Source organism: Acinetobacter sp. 1207_04, from assembly GCF_052850415.1.
The window spans coordinates 17,737-34,746 of sequence record NZ_VXCQ01000009.1 but is presented as its reverse complement, the minus strand read 5'-3'; the positions used below and the strand labels follow the sequence as shown (position 1 = coordinate 34,746).

Sequence of the window (17,010 nt, the reverse complement as noted above, 5' to 3'; positions counted from 1 at the left end):
GTTTTAAAAAAAGGGCTTCATGCCCTTTTTTGTTGTTTTTAAATCTACTTTTTTGATGCAATTTTCAGCGTACTTTTTAAATGAATATGCTGACTATCTTTGATGACTTCCATCACTGGATAACTCCGTGTCTCCTTAACGCTTGGTAACTGCCACAGCACTTGTCCTGAAATGTGTCGAAACTCGCTCATATCTTTACAGCGAATTTTCACTAAAAAATCAAAACCACCACTAATCATATGACAAGCAATAATTTCAGGATGCAATACCACCGCTTCGGAAAATTCATCGAGTGCGTTGGGTGTAGTTTTATCCAGTAAAATTTCGACAAATACGACAAAACTCGCACCAAGTAAATCAGGATTAAGCTTGGCTTCATAACCCAAAATAAAGCCATCTGCCATTAACTTTTGTACCCGAGCAAGTACGGCGGTGGCGGATAAATTAACTGCTTCTGCCAATTTAATATTAGATATTTTTCCATCATCTTGCAGAATATCGAGGATTTTGAGATCTATGCGGTCTAGAGTATAAATTGAGGCTGTCATTTGAATTATTCTCTAAATATTAATCAAATTATAGTGAGTTATTCGGCTTTATTTCTGTGATGATAAATTAAATAAGGTAGCCAACTCAACAAAAATATATTGTTCAGTCACAGGATGTTGACCATGAATACGATTTCATCTGCAAGCACAGAAGCACTTAATACACCTGCTTTTGAAAGTATTACCCCATTTCATCCTCATACTGAGTTTCAACATGCTATCAATACGGCATGGCGCCGTGCTGAACCTGAATGCATCGAAAATCTACTTGAGCATACTCAAATTGATGATGACCTTAATCAACATATTCATGATCTTGCATTCAATTTGGCACATAGCTTACGCGAGCGTAAAAGCTCATCGGGCAAAGCAGGCATCGTACAAGGCTTATTACAAGAATTTTCCCTGTCATCACAAGAAGGCATTGCTTTGATGTGTTTGGCCGAAGCCTTACTGCGTATTCCAGACAATGCCACACGTGACCTACTGATCAAAGACAAGATTAATCAAGGCAATTGGAAAGATCATTTGGGGCAAAGTAACTTGATGTTTGTCAATGCTGCTGCATGGGGCTTAATGCTCACTGGTAAACTGATGGAAACACCAAAACATCAAAGTTTATCAGGCATGCTCACTTCCCTTTTAGCACGCAGTGGGCGTGGCATTATTCGTAAAGCGGTTGATGCAGCAATGCGGATGATGGGCGAGCAATTTGTCACTGGTGAAACCATTGAAGAAGCACTTGATCACGCGAAACCGCTTGAAGAAAAAGGCTTCCGCTATTCATACGATATGCTCGGTGAAGCCGCACTGACCGAATATGATGCAGATCGTTATTTGGCTGATTATACCCAAGCCATTCATGCTATTGGTAAAGCCTCTGCCGATAAAGATGTTTATAGTGGCCCAGGAATTTCTATCAAATTATCCGCATTGCATCCACGTTATCAGCGTAGCCAAATCGCCCGTGTGCATGATGAGCTTTATCCTAAAATTCTCAATTTAGCTTTATTAGCAAAAAGTTATGATATTGGGCTGAATATTGATGCAGAAGAATCGGAACGCCTTGAACTTTCTTTAGAGCTTCTTGAGCGTTTATGTTTTGAGCCCGCTTTGAAAAACTGGAAAGGCATTGGTTTTGTCATACAAGCATACCAAAAACGTTGTTTCTATGTGGTTGATTATATTATTGACCTTGCAAAACGTAGCCAAAAACGCTTGATGATTCGTCTTGTCAAAGGTGCCTATTGGGACAGCGAAATTAAGAAAGCTCAAATTGATGGCATGTCAGACTATCCTGTTTTTACCCGAAAAGTGCATACAGATTTGTCTTATATTGCTTGTGCCAAAAAACTGTTAGCTGCGCCTGACTTGATTTATCCACAATTTGCTACGCACAATGCCCAGACCTTAGCGACCATTTATCAACTTGCACAACCTGAAAAATATTATGCAGGACAATATGAGTTCCAATGCTTACATGGCATGGGAGAACCTTTATATGATCAAGTGGTTGGTTCAATTACTGATCAAAAATTAGGAGTTCCTTGTCGTATTTATGCACCTGTTGGTAATCATGAAACCTTACTCGCTTATTTGGTTCGTCGTTTACTCGAAAATGGTGCAAATACCTCTTTCGTCAACCGTATTGCCGATCAAACTGTGCAAATTGAAGCACTAATTGAAGACCCAATTCATGAAATTCAGCACACGGCGCAACAAATCGGTATTGTTGGAACGAAGCACCCTGCCATTCCTTTACCTCATGATGTATTACAACCCATTCGTCAAAATTCAATTGGTTTAGATTTAAACAACGATGCTGAATTACAGCAGTTAAATCAATATGCTGAGCAATTTTCGAATCAACAATGGTCAAGCTCCCCATTATTAGAAAATTTTGATCTTCAACAATCCAATTTACAGCCTCAGCCCGTTATCAATCCTGCACATCATCTAGATATTGTCGGTTTTGTCTATGAAGCTGAAAGCGATCAGGTCGATCTTGCACTGAATAATGCCACGCAAAGCAATGCACTTTGGCAAAATACCCCTTCACAACAACGGGCGGAATGTCTATTCAAAGCAGCCGATCTGATGGAAGGTCGGATGCAAGAACTGATGGTATTACTGTGCCGTGAAAGTGGGAAAACATGGTCAAATGGTATTGCTGAAGTACGTGAAGCGGTTGACTTCCTACGTTACTATGCAACGCAATCACAAAATATACAAGGCAAAATAGATGCCTTAGGAACGGTATTGTGTATTAGTCCATGGAATTTTCCACTTGCAATTTTTAGTGGGCAAATTGCTGCGGCACTTGCAGCCGGAAATTGTGTGATTGCTAAACCTGCCGAACAAACACCTCTTATTGCAGCCGAAGCCGTGAAAATTTTATGGCAAGCTGGCATTCCAAAATCTGTCGTACAACTTTTACCAGGACGTGGTGAAATTGTCGGCTCACAACTAAGCCAAGATGATCGTATTCATGCGGTAATGTTTACAGGCTCAACCGAAGTTGCCAAAATTTTACAACGAACTTTAGCTAAACGTTTAAGTCCACAAGGTTGCCCTATTCCGTTAGTTGCTGAAACAGGTGGACAAAACGCGATGATTGTTGACTCATCAGCATTGACTGAACAAGTGGTGCTTGATGCAGTCAATTCAGCATTCGACAGTGCAGGTCAACGCTGTTCTGCCCTACGTGTTTTATGTGTGCAACAAGACAACGCGCCTACCCTCATCAAAATGCTCAAAGGTGCAATGCAACAACTCAACTGTGGTAATCCTCAACAATTAGATATCGATGTCGGTCCTGTTATTGATCTTGATGCACAGCAAAATATTGAAAATCATATTGAACAAATGCGTCAAAAAGGTTATCCCGTTCATCAATTACAATTTAAAACATCACAAGATAAGTATGATCATTCATACAAGACACAAGGTACATTTGTATTGCCAACGCTCATTGAACTACCTAATTTAAATGAGCTTAAACGTGAAGTATTTGGTCCTGTGTTGCATGTCATCACCTATAAATATGGTGAGCTTGAAAAATTACTTCAACATATCAATGATAAAGGTTATGGTCTGACCATGGGCTTACATACCCGTATTGATGAAACCATTGATACGGTTATACAACATGCCGAAGTGGGTAATCTCTACATTAACCGTAATATTGTTGGTGCAGTGGTTGGCGTGCAACCCTTTGGTGGCGAAGGTTTATCAGGTACAGGGCCGAAAGCAGGTGGGCCAATTTATATGCATAAACTCATGCAACACCAATCTTATAAACAAAATCAACTCTTTGGTACAATAAAATCACTCACAACCAAAACAAAATTAGCACAATTTGTAGCGTTTAAAACATGGGCAATGCAACAATTTAAAATTGATCTGAACTTAAGTATCGAAGAAAATTTGATTGGTCTATATACCCTGCCTGGACCAACAGGTGAAAGTAATCATTATACGATTGTGCCACGTAAAACCGTTTTGTGTATGGCTGAGCAAGAACAATCGTTGATTCAGCAACTTACGAGTGTTTATGCAATTGGAAGTACACCAGCTGTCTTACGTGATGATGTTGTGATTTTAAAATATTTATCGAGTATGCCTGAAACATTACGTAAAAGTATTCAAATCATTCAAAATATTGAAACAGATCATTTTGATGCTGTACTGTATCAAGGTTCGGAACAAAAATTGATGCGATTACAACAAAGCATTGCACAACGTCAAGGAGCGATTATTGGTATTACCCATGTACAGATTGGGCAATCTATACCCCTAGACCGTTTAGTGATTGAAAGAGCCGTCAGCATCAATACCGCTGCTGCAGGTGGTAATGCAAGTTTGATGACGCTACAAAGTTAGCCGCAATAGCAGTTATTTTATCGATATTTAAGGCTTAAAAATTAAATTTTCCTCGCCTATTTCAATATTGAAATAGGCGTTTTTATGAGAATAACAATCACTAAGTATTCATCTTAAGTAATAGTAGGATAAGAGCGTTGAATTAATTCTTGTTTAAGCACCATCAAATCTTGCACATTTCCGGGATCAAAGCGTTCAATAAACCATGCACCATCTGCGGCATAACGCAATATACGTAAATTCAAATCAGCATCAGTGTGTTGATGTTGCTTTAAACGATCCGCTAACCACCTATTCCAAAGCAGACTAAAAGTCTGATCAGAAACTAAAGTCATTGATAAGGTTGCCCATAATGAACTTACCCCAAAAGATTGATGGGTTAAGGTCACTTCAATATACGCACGTGTAAAACAGCCATATTGCACCGTATCTTGTTCAATAAATCGGTCAATTTCCTGATCAAATTTGTGTAAAACCTCATGTAACATGGTTTCAATTAAAATTTGCTTATTGGCAAAATGATGAAACACGCCCCCTTTGGTCACGCCTGCAAATGCCGCAACGGCTTGAATTGAAACACTTGCTACACCTTTTTCTGCTGCAAGCTGCATTGCGCCATCCAAAATACGTTGCCGAACCAAATTTGGTTGTTTCTTGCGCTGATATGCATTTTGTATGACAGATTCCATTAAATACTCGGCTCCAATCTCTATGTTTCACTTTTGATAAATTATTAACTTAATGTCCAGCAGAATGTGAAAATAAATTAATCACCACCACACCCGATACAATTAGACCGATGCCAATCATAGCTGCTGCATCTAAACGCTGCTGAAAGACAAAAAATCCAATCATTGCAGTGAGGACAATCCCCACACCTGCCCAAATTGCATAAGCAATACCCAACGGAATTACTTTAATGACTTGTGATAGCAAGTAAAATGCGATGCTAAATAATACGACAACGGCAAGGGATGGCCATAATTTGGTAAATCCCTCCGATTTCACCAAAAACGTAGAGCCTGTCACTTCTGAAATAATCGCCAAGCCAAGCAATGAATAAGCAAAAAGAAAACTGTTCATTATAAACCTATAAAAGATACCGATCGATAGGTATGTTATCTAAATTGATCTCATTTTGCAATTTCAACCAATTATTTAATACATCTCAACGTCTATTTATCACTCAAAGGCAATAAAGATGCCTTTAAAAGCTGAAAATAGATTGAAAAATCAGTCCACCACACCCATACATAAGGCAACTCAAATATTCAAGACAGTCACCCAATCCTGGAGTATCATCAAATTTAACGATACTTCACACACCACATTGATGACGACAAATATAGATAAGGATGAAGGCATTATATGAATATTGCAGCAAACCCATTGGTTGAAGCAGATCAAACCATTTATTTAAAAGATTATCAAAAACCTGCTTTTATGGTTGATTCTATTGACCTAAATATCCAAGTCTATGCAGACCATACACAAGTCGACAGTAAATTGGTAATGCAGCGTCAGGCTGAAGGTGACTTGGTGCTATTGGGTCGTGATCTTGAACTCAAATCTATTGCTGTTAATGGTCAATTACTGTCTGAAAATGAATATCAACTCAATACTGAGCAATTGATCATTCAAAATGCCCCTGCTGATGCGCTTATTGAAATTACAGTTATTATTCATCCTGAATCAAATACTCAGCTTGAAGGTTTATATCAAGCCGCTGGCGATTTATTTGTCACGCAAAATGAACCTGAAGGTTTCCGTAAAATTACTTTTTACCCTGATCGTCCTGATGTTTTATCGGTTTTTACCACACGTGTTGAAGCAGACAAAAAATTCCCTGTTTTACTTGCCAATGGCAACTTGATTGAAGCAGGTGAAACTGGTGAAAACCGTCATTATACCATTTGGAAAGATCCAACTAAAAAACCAGCCTATTTATTTGCCTGTGTGATTGGCGATTTGGCAGTACTGAAAGATCGCTATACGACTTCAGAAGGTCGTGACGTTGCACTTGAAATTTATGCCGAAGAAAAAGACATTCCAAAATGTCACATTGCGATGGAAGCACTGAAACATTCTATGCGTTGGGATGAAGAGCATTATGGTCGCCCATACGATTTAGACAACTATATGATTGTAGCAACCAGCGCATTCAATATGGGTGCAATGGAAAATAAAGGTTTAAATATCTTTAATACCTCATGCGTACTTGCAGATGAAGAATTTACCACCGATGCATCAATTATGCGTGTGCAATCTGTCATCGCCCATGAATATTTCCATAACTGGACAGGAAACCGTATTACCTGCCGTGATTGGTTCCAACTCTGCTTAAAAGAAGGCTTAACGGTTTTCCGTGATCAATCCTTCTCGGAAGATTTACAATCGGCTGCGGTTCAACGTATCGATGATGTTGCTGTACTTAAAGCCCATCAATTCCCTGAAGATTCAGGTCCACTTTCACATCCGCCACGTCCTGATCATTTTGTTGAAATCAATAATTTCTATACTGCAACGGTTTATGAAAAAGGTGCTGAAATTAACCGTATGATGGCAACATTACTCGGTAAAGAAAAATTCCGTGCAGGAACAGATGAATACTTCAAACGCCATGATGGTCAAGCTGTAACAGTTGAAGATTGGATTGCAGCATTGACTGCAGGTTCAGGTGTTGATTTATCTGCATTTTTAACATGGTACAATCAACCTGGTACACCAAAGTTAGAAGTGCAAGATCAATATGATGCAACCGCACAAACCTATACATTAAGCTTTAAACAAAGCCTAAAAGCACATCCGAAATATCCAAATTTAAAAGCCGTACCAATTCCTGTGGCTTTAGCACTTTTTGATGCAGCAACAGGCGAACAACTTGTACTTAGCTCTGATGCCTTGTTTGAAAATAACATCAAAGATGGTATGTATCTATTTGATACGGATACAGCAAGTATTACGTTCACAAATGTAGCTACTCAACCTGTGGTGTCATTGTTACGTAACTTCTCAGCACCTGTAAATTTAGAATTTAATTATTCAGATGAACAGCTTGCATTCTTATTACGTTACGAAACTAATGGTTTTAACCAATGGCAAGCATCACAGACCTTATTGGAAAACATTCTACTTAAAGATCACAATGCACAAGTTTATCTTGATGCGATCAGTGCGCCCGACTTCCTTGGCAAATTAATCAGCACAGACCCATTATTGGTGTCACGCTTATTTGATGTGCCAACAGAAGGTTATTTGGCAAGCCGTATTGATCAAAATTACAATCCATTGGTAATTAAAGAAAAACGTGAAGCACTTTTAAATGCTGTTGCAACAATATTTAAAGGTTTTTGGAAAAATGTATACCAAGTTTTAGATGAACCTGAAGATTTCAGTCAAGCAATGGGTGTGCGTGCAGTTAAAAATATTGCATTAAGTATGATGGCACGTCAGGGGGATGATGAAGTCTTTACTTTAGCAGAAGCACAATATCGAACAACAAAGAATATGTCTTTACGTTTGGGTGCACTCAAAGTTTTAGTGTGGAATGATGCACCACAAGCAGAGTCAGCACTTATTGACTTTTATTTACGTTTTAAAGATGAAGCATTGTCAATGGATCAGTGGTTTATGATTCAAGCAGCACATCCTAAAGCAGATGCCGATACAATTGCATACCTAACCTCACATCCTGATTATGATTTAGCTGTACCCAACCGTATTCGTTCAGTTTCAGGCGGTTTAAATGCTAATCCTGTCAACACATGGAGTTTTGGTGTCCAGCACTTTATTGATTTAGCGAAGTATTTAGATGAGAAAAACCCAATTATTGGTTCTCGGCTATTACAGGTTTTATCACGTTGGTATACGCTAGCAGAACCACAGCGTAGTGAAGTACAAGCACAACTTGAGGCATTAAAACCATTGGTAAAATCTAAAAATGTTTCTGAAACACTCAATAGCATGTTGACTATATAATCAATATCGCCAACTCAGTCAGATTAAAGACCAACTAAAACTAAAAACCCAGAGACTATCTCTGGGTTTTTTAAACAACCTAGACCAAATCCCTACTCAGAATAAAAGTTTTCAGGTAAAATTAACGTTTACTTACAATCTATAAAATTAAGTTCATGGACATTCTTAAATTTATCAAAAGTTTCAATACAGTTAATAGCTACCTTATAGTTTCATTTTTAGCCTTAATCACACTCGTTGTGTATTTATTTGTTTTAAACCCCACTTGATGATCGGCTTTTAAAAACTCAGAAAGAAATACATTAGGAATATTATGGACAGCACAGTATTCCTTTTTAATCATTTCCCACTGCCGATTCTTAGGGTTAACAGTATACTTTATTAAACCTAACACAACCTTAAACGTTGTGTCTGTACATTACCTATCAAACATTATTCTTAAATCATATAAACATATTTAAAATATTGTAAAAAGACATTCAATTTTAATTGCATAATATTTTCTAAAAATAATTCAAATACAAACATAAAAGATTGAACATCCCTATTTATCCTTCAAAGTGTATAATGTTTTCACAATCATCTTGGACTTACACTCTGCATGGCGCTTCAAATTTTACAAAAAAAACTTGATGAAAGTACATTCTGTCCATTATGTCAGGCATCAATGTTTTTTATTGAAGCTGAAGAGTTTGATCAAGAGCTTTATTATCACCAATGTAGTCATTGTGAGCATCAAAACTATCAAAATAATGCTCGAAATTGTCATTGTCAACGCTGTATGACGCAACGTAAAAAATTAATGGCACAAACCAAATTACAAGAACAACGTAAACTTCAAAAAAAAACCGATGTAATTGAAAAAAGTTTAGATCAACTGAATTTTATGCATAAGCTATTTTTACTCAGTTTACTTGATGAACATGTTCGTGAAGGATCGAGCTATGCTGAGTTTATTGATCTCAATCAATTCAAATATCAAACAATTACGCCCAATGCTTATTTTCAAACTCAATTGCTCAATCAACTTATTAAAGACAATGTCCTTGTTGCAAAAGAATTGAGTGATGATTGTCAACAGTATTACATCAATATTCGTTTAGATGGTTATTCCGAACCGAGTCTATTTAGTATTACACAACAGTTAAGATATTGGTTCTACGAAAATTTATCATTAGGTGTTCCGTTTAAATCGGCGGAAGAAGTCAAAAATACTTTATATGCTGTTTTATATCAAGAAATTGTACAATTCATGCAATATTACTGCAAAACATGGGGCATTTTAATTGCAGGGAATACTCGGTTTCAAACTTTTTGCTACCGCTTAATGGATACGCTTGCACCTGGTCAAATTTTCTATATGATTCAAACGGCACTTGAGTATTTATATAAACAAAAAGCACTGCAAGCACGTAATGATAAATTTATTAATACCAATATTCTAAGAAAAACATTGGAACAATACCGTGACCGCTCTGTCAATGAAAAATGGGAAACACCAACTTTACCCCGCCCAATGACCATTCCACTCAGCAAAATGAGTCATATTCTATTGACTCGTTTTCTAAAGTTTGATGAACATATTTTTTATCAACCCGTTTGGAAAATGTGGAAACGGATTGAACCACGACTAAATTTTTATTCTGTTAAACGCTGTATGTATTGTGGTTCTAATGAATTAAATATTGAATATGACGCTGAAAGTTATATCACCATGACCTGTCGTCATTGCAAACATCAAGATCATTATTTTACGCAATAACCTTAAAAAATTGAATAATACCACGATAAAATACTTACTCTTTTTTTCAGTTTTATCTTTGACTTAGGATTCTGAACAACACATGACTGCCATCACTGAACAAACTTTACAACATCCAAGTACGACATTGATCATTCAAATGGTCATTGAAGCTTGGCAAAATTTACAAAAACAACAACCGCTTGTTCAGTGTATTACCAATAGTGTTGCGGCGAATTATGCAGCGAATGTTTTACTTGCAGCAGGTGCATCACCTGCAATGATTGATAATCCTTTTGAAGCTGAAAGCTTTGCTAATATTACTTCGGCTCTCAGTGTTAATTTAGGTACACCAACACCCGATCAAATGCAAGCCATGAAAATTTCAGCAGAAACCGTCTCTAAAAAATCTATTCCGTGGGTGCTTGATCCTGTCGGCTACGGTGCAATTTTAAAATGGCGTAGCGATATGGCAGACACTTTAGTCAGCTTAAAACCAACGGTTATACGTGGAAATGCTTCTGAAATTTCAGCTTTGGCGGGTAATCAGGTTCAATCTAAAGGCGTAGATAGTACTGTTGCAAGTCATGAAGTTTATAAGCAAGCTCTCCCCTTACTTCAAAATTGTGAATGTGTCGCAATTTCAGGTGAGTCAGATTTTATTTTATCAAAAGAACTCAATGCCGTGATTCAAGTCAATGGTGGCAGTTTTCTTCAACCTAAAATTACGGCAACAGGTTGTGCTCTAGGTGCTCTCATTGCAGCATATTGCGCTGTTACAACACCAACAATTGCCACGATTTCAGCACATATTCATTTTGCGATTGCAGGGAAATTGGCTTTTGAAAAGAACCAAACGGTTGGTCGTTTTAATGTGGCATTTCTGGACGAAATTTATAGTCTAAATGTAGATAAAATTTCAAATTATGCCAATATTGAAGTTTTAAAATTTTAATGTAACCAACTTCAAAAAGGTCGTTCATTGAACGACCTTACACAACAATTATTTTTGAATTAAAACTTTACGATAAATATCTCTTGGCATTTCAGCAAATTCAACGCATAACTGCATCTCCAAACCTAAAGCAGTATAATCTTGAAATGACTGTAAATATTTAGATAAGCTATCCGTCATTAAGTTTTTCTGCGTTTCTGTACGACCGCTTAAACCTTGTAATCGTATAAAAATAAAGGCTTGTTGATCATCATCATTTTCTTCACCAAAACCGACCATATAGTCAGTAACAGCATGAATGCGGGTTTTAATATCTTTGGATTCAGCAACCAAACCTGTATCAAATAAAGCATGATTTAAACCAAGCATCAGCTTTTTTTTGTCTAAATTCTTGATATTATCAGAATAATCAATGAACATTTGTGGCATAGCTTTACCTACATTTTACACTTCAGAAAAATCAAAAAAGTTGCGCGATACAACGTAAAAACTATTCAATAACGCTTATTCAATAAATAAAAGCGCTAAACGTACTTGATCATATCCCATCTTCGGGCTCGTCATTTCAACAATGGGACGCAATTTAATATTACCATCTTCACTGAAATTTTGAGCATCTTGACGTTTGAGTAATTTTTTATAAATCTTACGCACTTGCTCAACAACTTCTTCACCTGGATTGGCAACGGAAATATCTAAACCTTGTTCTCGTTGCAATTTTGCCAAATGATTAATAATCGTTGCAGGTGTTAAGCTACGCTCTACCGCAATATCCTGAATTTCATAACCATTAACAAAAAGTTCACGTGTTTCATCAAGTGTGGCATTGGCATAATTGGCTTTAGCACCCGATTTAGCTATTTTTTTCTCATTGCGCTCAATTTCAGTGGTATTGAGTGTCCCACCACAGTGACGAATAAAGGCATGATGTTGTTGTGTTAAATCAATATCGGCATAATGAACTTCGGCCTCTGTCGATAATTCTTGAAAACGGCGATCCGCTTTAATTGCCAAACTATCCAACTCTAATGCCTGATCATTAAAACCCAATAAACGTAAGCCATTAATCGATTTTAATCGGGAAAGTGCAACATAGCCTTGCCCTTTTTCAAAGGTATGGCTGAGATTAATTTCCGCAGCCTCTAGTGTCATACCTTGAGATTTATGAATGGTAATTGCCCAAGCCAAACGCAGTGGCACTTGCTCTAAACTTGCAATGGTTTTACCAGCCTCGTTGTCGACAGACCATGTTTCAGGCTCAACGACAAGTACTGTGCCATCAGTCAGTTTAACTTTAGGCAACATGCCACCAATATTGCCATCTTCTTCAAAACCAATCACTTCACCCATGCTGCCATTGATATAGCCCATGTCGAAGTTATTCTTAACAAACATCACTTTAGCATGCAGTTTCAAAGTCAATTCTTCAGGCGCACGTACAGAAGATTTTAAGGTTTCAATTAGTTTGTCATTGCCACCCGTCACTGCAACAAATTGGTGACCATCCCCTTTAATTTCATTTAAATGTTGATAATTAATATTATCGACATCCATATTATGAGTATATAAACGGGTAAAGGTCTCACCAATATCTTGCTGTTTGGTTTGTTGTAATGCACGAATATGTTCAGGACGAATTTCTTGGGCACGAATGGCATTTAAAATATCATTTAACGCTGAATCATCCTGACGATGTTGCTCAGTCAAATAGCACACACGAAATTTGGCTTCGACCCAAGCATTGGACATAAAACAGAATTTATCACGGTTTTTTTCATCATTACGTCCCACAGGCGGTAACTGAAAAAAATCACCTGCGGCAATGACTTGAATACCGCCAAATGCCTCATCACTTTCTTTAAAATATTTTAAAACTTGATTCACCAAATTCAATTGTTTGGCATGCAACATTGAAATTTCGTCAATAATTAACACTTGGGCATTTTCTAAATGCTCTTTTAAATATTTGCGCTCTTTCATGCGCTTTAAATCTTCTTCAGACAATACATCTTTAATGCCAATGCCTGCCCATGTATGAATGGTCATGCCATTCATATGCGTGGCAGCAATTCCTGTCGATGCCGTAATAGCAACAGGAACTTTGCGTGCTTTCAAATAGTTAATGTACTGATTTAGCGTATAGGTTTTTCCTGCACCTGCGGAACCTGTCAAAAAGACACTCTCGCCTGCTTTCATGAGTTTCAGTGCAGTTTCTTGTTTCATAACAACCTATGGTGCCTATACGGAATTGAACGCCTATAGCCTAACGACTTTTAAGTGAAATGTTAAGGTGAATATTCAATAGCTGATGATTTACCTATCTCTATATAGTTCTATATAGACAGGAATCGCTTATTTAAACCGATCAAGGCTCAATGCTTCAGGATTATAGCTTTCTAGGCGTAAATAGTCATTAAACTCATCGACAAAGGATTGTGCTGAAACAATAATAGTCGCATCAGGGATAAGATTGTTTTGCAAACGCACTTGATCATAGACCAATCGGCCATATTGATAATGACAACCGAGCGTCAAGTTCAAATGCGTTTCTTGTAAATGTTGCATATGAAAAGCCACATATTCATGATCGACAATACGTTCAGTATAACTAATCGCTAAACAATGCTTAAAATAGATCGACTCTTCAACTAAATCATCAATGCTATTTAACTCACTATAACGCCAACCATTAAAATACATAGTGGTCATTGGGCTAATCGGCTCCCATGATTCAACTTGTATACGCATACGTAGTTGATCATAGGTTTTCTGTCGTCTTAAATGCATATGCCATCGACATGCCTGAGTAAATAAGCCTTGCCATGTGACATTCTTACTCATTTCACGGCGTTGCTGAAAATGTTCTAGTAAATAGTCCGATACATCACTCGAAAATACACTGATGCTACCGACTAAAGGAACAGTTGGATGTCGAAATAATGCTCTAAAATCTTCTACTTTTAATTTGTGTTCTTTTAATAAATAAAAAAATTCAGGTCTTTGCTGACTTTCAGGATCAATATATGCAATTAAATCATGCGGAATTTGTGTGGTAATCTGCTGTAAAAAACGCATATAGGCTTGCATGACCCGACTCAAGCGCACATAAACCTGCTTCAGCACCTGCGGTTTATCTATTGATTTATAAGATAAGAGTTTCAAATACTCTTCAATGTAGAGCATTGAGTGAGTAATGGGCACTTTTACTGGCGGAGCAATATAGGTTGTTTCTCCATCTTCATGCTTAACCATAACACTCACTGAATTATTGGCAGGATTAAACCAATCATGACGGATCGCATAATCATGGCATTCACGTAAAAATAAACGTGCTGCAATCCCTTTAAAATAGCGTAAAGTTAACAACATGACTTGAGGATGAATAGATGAACAGTCCACCAAACTAAGCGCAGTCATACCAATACGTACGCTTGGATGATTAATCTGTTGACTTAGCCAATCATTCACCAATGCATCTTGTTTGAACAATAAATTGACTGTTCGTGAATAATTAAACACAGGGAAATGTCGCATCAATAAATCATCCCAATATTGAGATTGATCAAGTAAAAAAGATTTCCTTGCAAATAAATCTTGCTGTTGCCAATAGCCACGATGCATTAATCGGGCAAAACCAAGTAAATTTGGATGCTCAATCGCATGCGGAATTAAAATTTTCAATTCATTTTGCTGTTCAAGTAAGCTCGTCAAATGGAACTGTTCGCTAAATGTCGTTTCCATAATCCGATACAATGCATGAGGCATAAAACGGTTTGCGGCATAGCACATTCGATCATAGTGTTGTACTAAAGCATTGACCTGAATGAAAAATTCGCCCTGTATTGAATTAACTAAACAAAGGTGTTTTAGATTCAACTCAACTTCAAGCGGAATCTGAAGCCCTGAACGAGCAAAACGAGTCAAATGCGGCTCATGATAGTAGTTTTCACCCATCAGCAGTTCATCAATAGCAGTCGCATCTTGCTCAGAAATATTGTAAATAAACTGCTCAATTCGATCTTCACCATGTATCCACTCAAAAACTTGCTCGATTAAAGTTTGACGTAAAACTTGTACTCGAGAACGCACCGTTGTTGGATGTTGTGTCGCTTGATTACCTGTAAAAAAAGGCATTTCAATCAATAAAAATTGTGTCAATTTATCGTAATTATATTCAGGATAAGCATATTCAATGCGTAATAAGACATCTTCAGTCGAAAAATGCAATTTCAACAAGCCATTTGCAAACGATAAAGTATGTAAATTGGTGTCTTTTTCCAGCATATTTTGTGCAGTGACATGTTCGAGATAACGCCATTGATCAAGATAAATCTGATTCAGCACATCAGACACTTGCAACAATGCACGTGCTGTTTTCTGATGTGGATGATAGATGTTTTCATAAATGCTGGGTTGCATGCATGTTCCTGCTCAAAGTATCAATCGTTCTCAAATAATCTGCTGTAAGATAGTACGTATAAAAAATTCAATTAAATTATAAATTTAAAGTTTATAAATCCAACCAACATACTTACAGTCAGCACAGTATACGGTGCTGACTCGAAAACTGCTGATCATTTATATTTCAAATCGTGAAAAAGCTCAAAATCAATATAAAAATATTGGTAGGTATTAAGTAGGTGCATATTTACCGTCTAAATCCTGATACTCGGTTTAAGGGTGAAAATCACCCGTTGGACGAAATAACAATGGTAGAAGGAATCGCACCATGGCTTTTAAAAATATTGCAGATCAAACAAACGGCTTTTACATCCCATGTGTTTCACTTTTTGGTCCAGGTTGTGCCAAAGAAGTTGGTGCTAAAGCACAAAATTTAGGTGCGAAAAAAGCACTGATTGTTACCGATGCAGGTTTATATAAATTTGGCGTAGCCGATTTAATCGCGGGTTATCTCACAGAAGCAGGTGTGGCGAGTCATATTTTCGCAGGTGCAGAACCAAACCCAACAGACATTAACGTGCATAATGGCGTGACCGCATATAACGATAATGGTTGTGATTTCATCGTTTCACTTGGTGGTGGTTCATCACACGACTGTGCAAAAGGCATTGGACTTGTTACTGCGGGTGGCGGTCATATTCGTGACTATGAAGGGATTGATCAAAGTAAAGTTCCTATGACTCCACTTGTGGCAATCAATACCACCGCAGGTACAGCTTCGGAAATGACTCGTTTTTGTATCATTACCAATACAGATACGCATGTCAAAATGGCGATTGTCGACTGGCGCTGTACACCACTTGTTGCAATTGATGACCCTAAACTCATGATTGCAAAACCTGCTGCACTTACGGCTGCGACAGGTATGGATGCATTAACTCATGCAGTTGAAGCGTATGTATCGACTGCTGCAAATCCAATTACCGATGCGTGTGCTGAGAAAGCTATTACCATGATCAGCGAATGGCTCAGCCCTGCTGTTGCTAATGGTGAAAACTTAGAAGCACGTGATGCGATGGCTTATGCACAGTATTTGGCAGGTATGGCATTTAATAATGCATCATTGGGTTATGTTCATGCGATGGCACACCAGTTAGGCGGTTTTTATAACCTACCTCACGGTGTTTGTAATGCCATTTTGCTCCCGCATGTTTGCGAATTTAACCTTATTGCTTGCCCTGACCGCTATGCCAAAATTGCACAGCTCATGGGTGTAAATACGCATGGTTTAACTGTTACTGAAGCTGCTTTTGCTGCAATTGATGCTATTCGTGAATTATCAGCATCAATTGGTATTCCAGCAGGGTTAGCTGAACTTGGTGTAAAAGCAGAAGATCATGCAGTGATGACTTCTAATGCACAAAAAGATGCGTGTATGTTGACTAACCCACGTAAAGCCACTGATGCTCAAGTGATTGCCATTTTTGAAGCAGCAATGTAATTCA

At 37.6% G+C, this 17,010-nt stretch carries 11 protein-coding genes; 5 read left to right on the top strand and 6 right to left on the bottom strand.

Annotated features, from left to right (window positions below; genetic code table 11):
- Window positions 1-44: 44 nt before the first annotated feature.
- Window positions 45-548 carry an Lrp/AsnC ligand binding domain-containing protein gene (locus tag FW754_RS09600; protein WP_446324513.1) on the bottom strand — a complete coding sequence of 168 codons (504 nt, stop codon included), beginning with the start codon at window positions 546-548 and terminating at the stop codon, window positions 45-47.
- A gap of 123 nt (window positions 549-671) precedes the next feature.
- Between FW754_RS09600 and putA the strand changes: the two genes are divergently transcribed.
- Complete coding sequence (putA, locus tag FW754_RS09595; RefSeq protein ID WP_446324512.1) at window positions 672-4,430, top strand: trifunctional transcriptional regulator/proline dehydrogenase/L-glutamate gamma-semialdehyde dehydrogenase; 3,759 nt, start codon at window positions 672-674, stop codon at window positions 4,428-4,430.
- 113 nt (window positions 4,431-4,543) lie between these two features.
- On the opposite strand, the gene FW754_RS09590 is transcribed toward putA, so the two are convergent.
- Together FW754_RS09590 and FW754_RS09585 are read right to left on the bottom strand one after the other, a co-directional pair.
- Complete coding sequence (locus FW754_RS09590) at window positions 4,544-5,119, bottom strand: TetR/AcrR family transcriptional regulator (protein WP_409510188.1); 576 nt, start codon at window positions 5,117-5,119, stop codon at window positions 4,544-4,546.
- A 49-nt stretch (window positions 5,120-5,168) separates the two neighbouring features.
- Window positions 5,169-5,513, bottom strand: coding sequence for an SMR family transporter (locus FW754_RS09585; RefSeq protein ID WP_419349015.1), 345 nt, complete (start codon window positions 5,511-5,513; stop codon window positions 5,169-5,171).
- 285 nt (window positions 5,514-5,798) lie between these two features.
- On the opposite strand from FW754_RS09585, the gene pepN reads away from it, so the two are divergent.
- The 3 genes from pepN (at window position 5,799) to thiM (ending at window position 11,104) form a co-directional block, all read left to right on the top strand.
- Window positions 5,799-8,408 (top strand): aminopeptidase N, encoded by a 2,610-nt coding sequence (gene pepN, locus FW754_RS09580; RefSeq protein ID WP_446324511.1) that lies wholly within the window; start codon window positions 5,799-5,801, stop codon window positions 8,406-8,408.
- Window positions 8,409-9,009: 601 nt separating this feature from the next.
- Window positions 9,010-10,170, top strand: coding sequence for a hypothetical protein (locus tag FW754_RS09575; protein ID WP_409510191.1), 1,161 nt, complete (start codon window positions 9,010-9,012; stop codon window positions 10,168-10,170).
- A gap of 82 nt (window positions 10,171-10,252) precedes the next feature.
- Window positions 10,253-11,104: a hydroxyethylthiazole kinase gene (gene thiM, locus FW754_RS09570; RefSeq protein ID WP_446324510.1), complete on the top strand. Its 852-nt coding sequence runs from the start codon at window positions 10,253-10,255 to the stop codon at window positions 11,102-11,104.
- A 48-nt stretch (window positions 11,105-11,152) separates the two neighbouring features.
- Here thiM and FW754_RS09565 read toward each other — a convergent pair whose 3' ends face one another.
- From FW754_RS09565 to FW754_RS09555, 3 genes are all read right to left on the bottom strand, one after another.
- A complete protein-coding gene (locus tag FW754_RS09565; protein ID WP_446324509.1) occupies window positions 11,153-11,533 on the bottom strand; it encodes a 5-carboxymethyl-2-hydroxymuconate Delta-isomerase in 381 nt (126 codons plus the stop codon).
- A 75-nt stretch (window positions 11,534-11,608) separates the two neighbouring features.
- Window positions 11,609-13,327: an AAA family ATPase gene (locus FW754_RS09560; protein WP_409510194.1), complete on the bottom strand. Its 1,719-nt coding sequence runs from the start codon at window positions 13,325-13,327 to the stop codon at window positions 11,609-11,611.
- A gap of 129 nt (window positions 13,328-13,456) precedes the next feature.
- On the bottom strand, window positions 13,457-15,523 hold the full coding sequence (locus FW754_RS09555; RefSeq protein WP_446324508.1) for a hypothetical protein: 2,067 nt from the start codon (window positions 15,521-15,523) through the stop codon (window positions 13,457-13,459).
- Window positions 15,524-15,833: 310 nt separating this feature from the next.
- Between FW754_RS09555 and mdh the strand changes: the two genes are divergently transcribed.
- Complete coding sequence (mdh, locus tag FW754_RS09550) at window positions 15,834-17,006, top strand: iron-dependent methanol dehydrogenase (protein WP_409510196.1); 1,173 nt, start codon at window positions 15,834-15,836, stop codon at window positions 17,004-17,006.
- Window positions 17,007-17,010 lie beyond the last annotated feature (4 nt).